At 35.1% G+C, this 9,210-nt stretch carries 9 protein-coding genes and 1 riboswitch; of the genes, 5 read left to right on the top strand and 4 right to left on the bottom strand.

Annotation, left to right across the window (positions count from 1 at the left end; translation table 11 throughout):
• Positions 1 to 65 precede the first annotated feature (65 nt).
• Complete coding sequence (locus BFA01S_RS19320) at positions 66 to 1,262, top strand: MFS transporter (RefSeq protein ID WP_066234734.1); 1,197 nt, start codon at positions 66 to 68, stop codon at positions 1,260 to 1,262.
• Positions 1,263 to 1,279: 17 nt separating this feature from the next.
• On the opposite strand, the gene BFA01S_RS19315 is transcribed toward BFA01S_RS19320, so the two are convergent.
• From BFA01S_RS19315 to tenA, 4 genes are read right to left on the bottom strand one after another with little or no spacing between them, the layout of a single operon-like run.
• Entirely contained in the window at positions 1,280 to 2,059 is a 780-nt protein-coding gene (locus BFA01S_RS19315) for an energy-coupling factor transporter transmembrane component T family protein (RefSeq protein ID WP_066234731.1), read from the bottom strand.
• Positions 2,053 to 3,714, bottom strand: a complete 1,662-nt coding sequence (locus BFA01S_RS19310) for an ABC transporter ATP-binding protein (RefSeq protein ID WP_066234728.1) — start codon at positions 3,712 to 3,714, stop codon at positions 2,053 to 2,055. The genes BFA01S_RS19315 and BFA01S_RS19310 overlap by 7 nt, the downstream gene beginning before the upstream one ends.
• Positions 3,692 to 4,303 (bottom strand): ECF transporter S component, encoded by a 612-nt coding sequence (locus tag BFA01S_RS19305; RefSeq protein WP_066234725.1) that lies wholly within the window; start codon positions 4,301 to 4,303, stop codon positions 3,692 to 3,694. The genes BFA01S_RS19310 and BFA01S_RS19305 overlap by 23 nt, the downstream gene beginning before the upstream one ends.
• 11 nt (positions 4,304 to 4,314) lie before the next feature.
• The gene (gene tenA / locus BFA01S_RS19300; protein WP_066234722.1) at positions 4,315 to 5,010 is read right to left on the bottom strand and encodes a thiaminase II; all 696 of its coding nucleotides are present in this window, start codon (positions 5,008 to 5,010) and stop codon (positions 4,315 to 4,317) included.
• 137 nt (positions 5,011 to 5,147) lie between these two features.
• A riboswitch (TPP riboswitch) is annotated at positions 5,148 to 5,253 on the bottom strand.
• Between the two features lie 250 nt (positions 5,254 to 5,503).
• On the opposite strand from tenA, the gene BFA01S_RS19295 reads away from it, so the two are divergent.
• The 4 genes from BFA01S_RS19295 to BFA01S_RS19280 all read left to right on the top strand — a co-directional run bounded on the left by BFA01S_RS19295 (position 5,504) and on the right by BFA01S_RS19280 (position 9,151).
• Positions 5,504 to 6,538, top strand: a complete 1,035-nt coding sequence (locus tag BFA01S_RS19295) for a BMP family protein (RefSeq protein WP_066234720.1) — start codon at positions 5,504 to 5,506, stop codon at positions 6,536 to 6,538.
• A gap of 287 nt (positions 6,539 to 6,825) precedes the next feature.
• A complete protein-coding gene (locus tag BFA01S_RS19290; protein ID WP_066234717.1) occupies positions 6,826 to 7,746 on the top strand; it encodes a 1,4-dihydroxy-2-naphthoate polyprenyltransferase in 921 nt (306 codons plus the stop codon).
• 139 nt (positions 7,747 to 7,885) lie between these two features.
• Positions 7,886 to 8,482: a nitroreductase family protein gene (locus tag BFA01S_RS19285; protein ID WP_412758818.1), complete on the top strand. Its 597-nt coding sequence runs from the start codon at positions 7,886 to 7,888 to the stop codon at positions 8,480 to 8,482.
• A 96-nt stretch (positions 8,483 to 8,578) separates the two neighbouring features.
• On the top strand, positions 8,579 to 9,151 hold the full coding sequence (locus tag BFA01S_RS19280) for a TetR/AcrR family transcriptional regulator (RefSeq protein ID WP_066234708.1): 573 nt from the start codon (positions 8,579 to 8,581) through the stop codon (positions 9,149 to 9,151).
• Positions 9,152 to 9,210: the final 59 nt, after the last annotated feature.

Here is a 9,210-nt window from a genome sequence, read left to right as displayed (position 1 = left end):
GGAAAACCCTCACTGATAGAAGTTTTACTTTATGTGAATTGTTTGAAGGGGGGAAATAAAAGTTTATGAAAAATACAAAAAATATTTTAATGATGATTGCATTGTTCATTGTTTCACTAAATTTACGCCCAGCGATTGCCTCTATTGCACCATTATTAGAAACAATTCGAAATGATCTCGGGATGAGTGCATCTGTTGCAAGCCTGCTTACAACGATACCGGTATTTTGTATGGGGATTTTTTCGCCGATAGCTGCTAAGCTGGGTGTTCGATTTGGGATGGAGAGTGTTATAGGATGGGCTCTCGTTCTTATTGGAATTGGGACATTTCTACGCTTATTTACGAATACGAGTACTATATTATTAGTAACTGCATTTTTAGCAGGAGTAGGAATTGCAGCAACCGGTCCGTTATTATCTGGCTTTATCAAGAAATATTTTTCGGAAAATGCACCTACTTTAATTGCTTTTCAAACAGTAGCTATTACATTTGGGGCATCGCTTAGTGCCGGGGTAACAGCACCGATAGAGCACGGTATTGCTTCATGGAAGGGTGCTCTTTCTATTTGGGCAATTTTAGCTTTAGTCGCTTTACCTGTTTGGTGGTTCTTCGTTTTAAGAAATGTGAAAAAAGAGAAAAAAGATACGGCTGTTTCAGCAAAAAGAGGGAAGCTTCCTTGGGGAAATAAAAAAGCATGGCTGTTAACGATGTCGTTTGCTCTAATGTCTATGATGTTTTATACATTAACAGCGTGGGTTCCGCCAATTGTTCACAATATGGGTTACAGTCAGGTTTATGCTGGAAATACGCTTACAGTTTTAACTGCTGTGCAAATTCCTTTAAGTTTATTATTACCAGTATTGCTTAAATGGCAGCCTTCCCGCTTGTTATGGCTTGTTACAGGATCGGTTTTAGAGCTTGTCGGTTTATTTATGATTTTCTTTGGAGTGGAACCATGGGTTGCGGTTATTTTCTTAGGAATAGGAGCAGGAATTTTATTTCCGCTTAATATGATTTTGCCGATTGATATGACAACGACTGGTGAGGAAGCAGCAGGATGGTCAGCAATGACACAATCTGCAGGGTATATGATTGGGGCTAGCGGACCGCTTATTCTCGGCAGGATTTTTGATACAACAGGCAGTTTCCATTATGCAATTATCTTTATGATAGCGGTCGTTTCGATTATGATGGTCATTCAATTTATGGCCGTTCCAAGAAAAGAAAAACAACTAGAAGAAGCTGTCTCTGTTAAAGCTTAGCAGAGACAGCTTCTTTTTTAGATTAAATATATGTTACGTAAAAAGATAATTCCAGTGAGAAAGATAATGAGCCCTGTTCCAAATGCTAGATCTTTTCTTGTCCATGGAACAAGATGATAAAATGTACGCTTTCTGCTCCCATCAAATCCTTTTGCTTCCATCGCAATCGCTACTCTTTCTGCTTTACGAATTGCGCTTGCCAGAAGAGGAATAGCATATCTTTTCATTTCATTTAGTTTACTGAGAACTCCTTTTGGTTCTCCAAGTCCTCGAATTCGATGGGCGGCACGAATTTGATCGTATTCTTGTTTGAATAACGGTAAAAAACGGTAAGCAGCCATCATTCCATAACCAAATCTAGGCGGAAGCTTACAATGTTGAATCAAGCTAAGCATAAGTTTTGTCGGTTCAGTCGTTAAAATAAATAATACGGACCATGAAGCAAATATAAGTGATCTTAATCCTAAAGAAACACCAGTTTGAACATTTTCAAGGGCAACAGGCATGCTGCCGATATGGAATAAAATTGTTGTCCCTCTTTCAGCAGGAAATACGACATTAATCCAAACGAAGCTGAAGGCAAATAAGCTTAGCGGGAGAAGGAGCAATAACAAAAAACGTAAGGAAACTCCCCCTAAAAGCATAATCACACTAACTGTTACAACAAAGATGATAAGAGGTGTCCAAGGATCATAGATTGAGATCATAAAAAAGATAACTATTAGAATACTAATTAATTTTAATGTTGGATTTACTTGTTGTAGAAAGTGATTTCCTTTTTGATATTGTTCTAACATAAAACAGTTGCCTCCTCATTTGCATTCATCCGTTTTATTAGCTGATAAGAAATCGGTAATGTAATGGAGGATGTCCTTAATAATGATTCATTTTGAAAAAATGGAATGACATCGCCTTCGTATTGTACTTCATTTTTATTAATTAATATGACTTTATTTGCATAATTTAAAACGAGCTCCATATCATGTGTAATCATAATAATGGTTTTACCGCTATCGTTTAAATTTTTTAATAATGTCATAAGTCCTTTTGTGTTTATATAGTCTTGACCAAATGTTGGTTCATCGAGAATAAGAATCTGCTGGTCGTTTGTGAGCATTGTTGCAACAGATAGGCGGCGCTTTTGACCTTGACTCAATGAAAAAGGATTGTTTTCTCTTCTATCTGTTAAATGAAATTGCTCTAATAGCTCATTTACACGGGGAAGCCATTTTTCTTTTTCCCAGCCAAGCATTTTTAGTCCATATGCTAATTCTTGTTCTACTGTATCACATATAAATTGGTGCTCGGGATTTTGAAATACATAGCCTAACTTTTGCATAAGTTCAGATGTTTTCAATTTGCTTATTGGCTCATTCTTTAAATAAATATCTCCCTGTTTGGGCTTTAATAGTTTAATAAAGAGCTGTGACATTGTACTTTTTCCAGCACCGTTCGGACCGAGAATGGCAACGAAGTCTCCTTGTGAAATGGAAAAATTAATATCTTTTAATACTTGTTTATCATTGTAAGAAAACGAAAGATGATCTGCTCGTAAAATTGTTTCTGAATGATGTTGTTTATAATTTTCATTTAATTGAACATCGAATGTTTTTCCTTTTAAACCATCTGTAAACTCATCAATAGTAAGCGGAAATTCATTCCATAGCAGACCTTCTTTTTCAGCTTCCTTTGCATATTTGCATATTTCTGGAACCCATATACCTTGTTCAGCAATAGCGGTGTAATGATCTTTAAAAACAGTTTTTGGCGGACCATCTGCAAGGACACTGCCATCATTTCCAAGTACGATTACCCTTTTCAAGTAAGGAAGGAGAGAATCGAGTTTGTGTTCAATAAAAATCAATGTTTTATTTAATTTTTTAGAAAGTGTAATGAGAAGTTCGAAAATTTCCTCTGTACTTTCAGGGTCTAAATTAGCTGTTGGTTCATCAAGAATGAATACTTCAGGTTCCATTGCGAGAAGGCAGGCAAGTCCAAGTTTTTGTTTCATTCCTCCAGACAGCTCTTTAATTTGAGCTTTTTTATAGTTTGAGAGTCCTACTAGTTCTAAGCTTTGTTCCATTCTTACTTTAATTTCAGATTTAGAGAGACGTAAATTTTCCAGTCCGAAAATAATTTCATCTTCGACTGTTAGCATACAAAATTGTGTTTCAGGATCTTGGAAGAGCATTCCGATTCTTTCACTAATTTCTCGGAAGTTCAGTTCGCTTGGGGAATGGCTATCGATAGTAATAGTTCCAGTCATTTCAGCTTCAATTGATCTTGGAATAATACCATTTAATGTGAGAGCTAATGTACTTTTTCCACCACCGCTAGGACCGAGAATAAGTAATTTTTCCCCTTTATTTATTTGCAAGTCAACCCCTTTCAGCACAGACTTACGTTGAAAGGGGTAGTTGACAGTCAAATTATGAATGTTGAGATAACTCATCATTTTTCATCCTTTTTTGACGATAGATTTTTCCGAGTGCAAAGTTATCAAGTACACCTGTACGGCATAATGAATCAGCAGTTGCTTTACTAGCCCAGCCGCCCCATAATATGCCGCTAATAAGCATGGCGCCAAACATGAAAGCTGTAATAATGACAGAGTATTGACTGTAGCCGAATAAGAAATAGATTGTAATAAAGTTTGCGATTACTCCGAATGCACCAGATAACATAAGAGTAGGCAAACGATAACTACGATATAAAAATAGTGCGAACGCAAGTTCTGATCCGATACCTTGAGTAAAGCCTAAAATAAGCACTGTTCCAGCACTTACTGAACCTATAAGAATTTCTGTTACAGCTGCAATCATTTCTGCGATTAAAGCAACCCCTGGTTTTCTTACAATATAGGCACAAACAACAGATGCCATAATCCAAGAGCCAGCCATAAAGCCGCTGCCAACTGGTCCAAAGATGCCTTTTATAAATTGTGAAAAGAAAATAAAGATGAGATAAAGAATACCAAAAACGACGGAAATTGATGAAATAACGACGATTTCCCTTAAATTTAATGATTTAGAATTGTTCATATGTAATCTCCTTAGTTAGAAACTGCTGTACATTGTTTTTGTACAGGCCAATTTTGTAAAGTGTAAGCCATATCGAAGAACATGTATTCAAGCTGGCAGCTGATCATGAAATGTTCTTTCATTCTTTTTCTTTCTTCTTCAGTAGCGGCTTCTGCGAGTTCATCAAGACGTTTTAAATATTTATACATGCGTACTTCCTCTGTTTGTACACCGTAGAACGTAATCCATTCGTAGAAAGGATGAGATGTGTCAGGATTTACTTCTTTCACCAACCGCTCACCGATATCCAGATAAATATATGGACAAGGAAGAACGACAGCGATTACTTCACCGAGTGTCCCAGATTGAGAAGCATTTAACATATGCCTTGTGTAATGCTGTGCAGTAGGTGCTAGCGGGTATCCTTGTAAATCTTCGTATTTCACACCAGCAACATTACATAAATTAACATGTGGATGTGTCTCACTATTAAGAACGAATGAAATGCTTGTATTAAACATTTCCATGTCCTCTCGTCTTGAACTTTTTGTAATACCGAACGCATATGCTTGCATGATAGCATTCAAATATTCAAAATCCTGTTTTACATAGTGAATTAATTGTTCCTTTCCAAGTGTTCCATCTGCAATACCTTGAATAAATGGATGATTGTAGCACGCGTTAAAAATATGATCTGCTTCCTCGCGTAATTGTTGTGAAAAACTCATGTGTATTCCTCCTTTTTGGACATACAGAGTCACAGTCTAGTTAAGTTGCAATCTAGTGGAACATAAAAAAGCCGCTCCGAAATGGAGCGGCTTTAAATATAAATAAAGGAATATACCTTTACAAATGCTTAAGAAAATATTAGCCTGCTCCACTTTCCTACGCTAGTATTAACTAGATCAGGTTCAAAGGGACTAGAAAAAATTTTCTTATCTCAGCCAAATATGGCACCCCTAGTGGACTTTGTATGAAATTATAAACAAATTTAGCATATATATCTTATATTGTCAAAAAAATAAGAAAAATATATTATTTTGACATGTTTAATACTATAGACTCATCTTAATAAAACTGATTTATAAATCTATTTTATTATTTTAAATGAACTAGCGAACTTTTCGTTGCTCTATTTTATTTAATAGTGTTACTATTCAGACAATAATAAATAACAGAAGCACTATTATTTATTATAAAAGATGGAGAAAGGGGAATTTTATGAAAAAGTTGTTTATAGTTCTACCTCTATTTATTTTTATACTTGCAGCCTGTCAGTCAAAATCTGAGCCGAAAGAGACTGCTGGCAAGCCGTTGGAAGAAGAAAAGGATAGTTTGAGAGTTGGGATGGTCATCCCGGGAGAGATTGATGATAAAGGATTTATGGAATCAGGTTATAATGGTTTAATGAGAATTGAGAAAGAATTAGGAGCGGAAATTACATATATTGATAAAATAAAACCTGAATTAAAAGCTATGATGGATGCGCTTACAAAACTAGCGGAAGAAAATCCAGATATGGTTATTATGCATGGTGGACAAGGGTCCGAAGCAGCACAAAAAGTAGCGGGAAAATATCCTGATGTTCAATTTGTTGTAACACAAGGAAATGTAAGAGGTCCTAATCTATCAAGCTATGAAGTATTACAAGAAGAATCAACTTGGCTTGCTGGAGCTGCGGCTGGATTGTTAACAGAAAGCAATACAGTTGGGCATATGTCAGGCATTCGAGTTGTTCCAGGATTAAAAGGAAGAGCAGCGTTTGCAGACGGTTTAAAATATACAAATCCTGATGCTGAATTTGTGACAAGCTTTATAGGAAACCAAGATGATAATGCCCTATCTAAAAAATACGCAGAAGCTCAGATTGAAAAAGGTGCAGATATTATTTTCACTATGCTGAATTCAGGGAGGCAGGGTGTCACGGATGCTTTAAAAGAGCATAATTTAAAGCATATTGGGAATGTAAAAGATTATGTTGCAGAACAGCCTGATGTATTTATCGCCTCAGCAATAGCAGATTCTGGAGCAGCAGGATTTTTAGCAGCAAAAAATCTTACCGAGGGGAAATGGAAGCCGAATGTAATTGAAAAAATTGGACTGGAACAAAAGGATATTGTATCACTTTCTTTAAACTCTAATGTTCCGCAAGAAGTAAAAGAGAAAATTAATGAACTATCGGATAAAATTCAAAATAAGGAAATAGAAGTACACATTGAATATGATGGTCCTGAATTAATACTGGAAGATAAATAGGCTGTTTTAAAAGTTAAAAGAAAAGGGTAACTGAATTTTCAGGTTACTCTTTTTTTATTTGGAATTATTTATTTAGTGTAAAAATTAAATGAAAAAGTGTAAATATGTTAAAATAAATATAAAGCTCTTTAAAATAAGAAGATCTATGAAAAAGGCTTGTGATAACGAGGATAAGCTATTATGATAGTTGTGAAGATGGGATAGACAATTATTTAAATTGTCTCTTTATGTATGCAATTTTTTATGTTTATTTTTAATTCAAGTAAGTTATAGGAAGTGGAAGAATAATGGATCATAATGAGAAAATAAATGAATTAAGCAAAGCGCAAATTTATTGGCGACTAACACGTCCGCATACGCTTACAGCTTCTTTCGTTCCGGTACTAATCGGAACTGTTTTAGCGTTGTTTGTTGTTGATATTAACATCATGCTTTTTATTGCGATGCTTCTTTCATGTTTATTTATTCAAATTGCAACGAATTTATTTAATGAGTATTATGACTTTAAGCGCGGATTAGATACAGAAGATTCTGTTGGAATCGGCGGTGCGATTGTAAGACATGGGATGAAACCTAAAAAAGTCTTAAACTTAGCTTTAAGCTTATATGGCATTTCTATTTTAATCGGTGTATATATTTGTATGAACAGCAGCTGGTGGCTGGCAGTTATAGGATTACTTGGCATGTCAGTCGGCTATTTATATACAGGTGGGCCTTTTCCAATTGCATACACGCCATTCGGTGAGCTTTTTGCCGGCTTATGTATGGGATCTGTCTTTATTTTAATTGCTTTTTTTATTCAAACAGGCACAGTCACTTCTGATAGTATTCTGTTGTCAATTCCAATTGCAATTCTTGTAGGTGCAATTAATTTATCAAATAATATTCGGGATATTGAGGAAGATACGATTGGCGGTCGAAAAACGCTGGCAATATTGCTTGGTGAAAGGAAAGCTGTTTACTTTTTAGGCTCTTTATTTTTTATCGCTTATGCATGGATTATCGGTTTAGTTATCTTTGGCATCGCCAGTCCATGGATCTTTATCGTTCTTCTAAGTGTTGGCAAACCAATTCAAGCGGTGAGCGGTTTCTTAGGCGGAAAAATGCCGAGAAATATGATTCAGGCGATGAAAGCAACAGCACAGACGAATACGATATTCGGTCTTTTATTATCAATTGGATTATTTATAAGTTATACAATTAAATAAATTGGGAAAAGTAAAGTGAGCATCTGTTAAAAAGAGGCTCACTTTTTTCATTTTAATTAATTGACAAGAAACGTATAAACGGTTTATATTTATCTTGAAATTAAAATGTTTTATATCGAGATAAAAGGAGATGAAAGTTTTGACAAATTTTTATGAAGCAGTGAAGAATAGACGTTCTTATTATGGAATTAGCAGTGAAGCGGTTGTTTCTGATGAGCGAATTGTAGAAGTAGTAAATGAGGCAGTAAAATATGTACCAACAGCATTTAACTCTCAAAGTGGAAGAGTCGTTGTACTGCTAGGTGAAAATCATACAAAGCTTTGGAATATTACAACAGAAACTTTAAGAAAAAAAGTAGCTGCTGAAAACTTTGGACCAACAGAAGAGAAAATGAAAGCTTTTGGAAGCGGTTATGGGACAGTTTTATTTTTTGAAGATAAGGAAGTTGTTAAATCACTTCAAGAGCAGTTCTCATCGTATAAAGATAATTTCCCTATTTGGTCACACCATTCATCAGGAATGCTCCAGTATGTTGTCTGGACGGCATTAGAAGTTGAAGGGTTCGGTGCTTCTTTACAGCATTACAATCCATTAATTGATGAAGAAGTGAAAAAAGAATGGGATATTCCAGCTAGCTGGGATTTAATTGCACAAATGCCATTCGGCAAACCGACAGCAGAGCCAGGGGAAAAAGAATTTAAACCTTTGGATGAGCGTGTAAAAGTATTTAAATAGGTTGGCAGGGGACTGTATTGGCAGTCCTTTTTTTATTGACAATTAAAAAATGATATTTTATCATTTAATTGACCGATGGTTAATAAGGAGAGAGAAATGACACCAAGAAAATCTGTTGCACGAGAACTGACGAGAGAAATGATTATGGATGCGGCAAGGGATCTATTCGTCAAAAATGGCTATATGCATGTATCAATGAGACAAATTGCAAAAGAACTGGGCTGTAGTCATGGAGCGATCTATTATCATTTTAAAAATAAAGCAGAATTATTTTATGCTTTAGTTCAAGAACATTTTTATATGCTTGATCAGAAACTGGAAGAAATTCTAAGCAAAAATCTTAATCCGACTGAAAAGCTGAATGAAGTATTATTAGGATTTATTGAATTTGGTCTTACAAATCAAAGTCATTATGAGATTATGTTTTTAATCAAAGATGAAGAAGTGAAAAATTTCATTAGTGAAGGTCCAGATAAGGTGTATGAAAAATTTGCACAAAGTGTTCAATCATTATGTGATAAAAAAATAACGATACAGGAAATTTATTCGATTTTTCTTTCACTGCATGGATTTGTTACCCATTATTGCCGTCATGTAAATACATATGAAGATGTAAAAGAGTTTGCAAAGGTCCATGTGAAGTTTTTATTGAAAAATGTTTTTACATGAATTTCCATTTAGAATAATTACCCTTTATAAAGTAGAACTTCTATCAGTGGGAGTTTTCC

The sequence above is a fragment of the Metabacillus fastidiosus NBRC 101226 genome (genome assembly GCF_001591625.1).
In the GTDB taxonomy this organism is placed as follows: Bacteria; Bacillota; Bacilli; order Bacillales; family Bacillaceae; genus Metabacillus; species Metabacillus fastidiosus.
The sequence above is the reverse complement of the archived record's forward strand: the minus strand, read 5'-3'. Positions and strand labels throughout refer to the sequence as shown.

What these genes read in the sequence shown, in the direction of transcription:
- tenA (WP_066234722.1), bottom strand. Translation starts at nt 5,010, where the DNA reads ATGAGTTTTTCACAACAATTACGCGAGGAAGCAGATCATATTTTTAAC.
- BFA01S_RS19315 (WP_066234731.1), bottom strand. Translation starts at nt 2,059, where the DNA reads ATGTTAGAACAATATCAAAAAGGAAATCACTTTCTACAACAAGTAAAT.
- BFA01S_RS19320 (WP_066234734.1), top strand. Translation starts at nt 66, where the DNA reads ATGAAAAATACAAAAAATATTTTAATGATGATTGCATTGTTCATTGTT.
- BFA01S_RS19280 (WP_066234708.1), top strand. Translation starts at nt 8,579, where the DNA reads ATGACACCAAGAAAATCTGTTGCACGAGAACTGACGAGAGAAATGATT.
- BFA01S_RS19305 (WP_066234725.1), bottom strand. Translation starts at nt 4,303, where the DNA reads ATGAACAATTCTAAATCATTAAATTTAAGGGAAATCGTCGTTATTTCA.
- BFA01S_RS19290 (WP_066234717.1), top strand. Translation starts at nt 6,826, where the DNA reads ATGGATCATAATGAGAAAATAAATGAATTAAGCAAAGCGCAAATTTAT.
- BFA01S_RS19295 (WP_066234720.1), top strand. Translation starts at nt 5,504, where the DNA reads ATGAAAAAGTTGTTTATAGTTCTACCTCTATTTATTTTTATACTTGCA.
- BFA01S_RS19310 (WP_066234728.1), bottom strand. Translation starts at nt 3,714, where the DNA reads ATGAGTTATCTCAACATTCATAATTTGACTGTCAACTACCCCTTTCAA.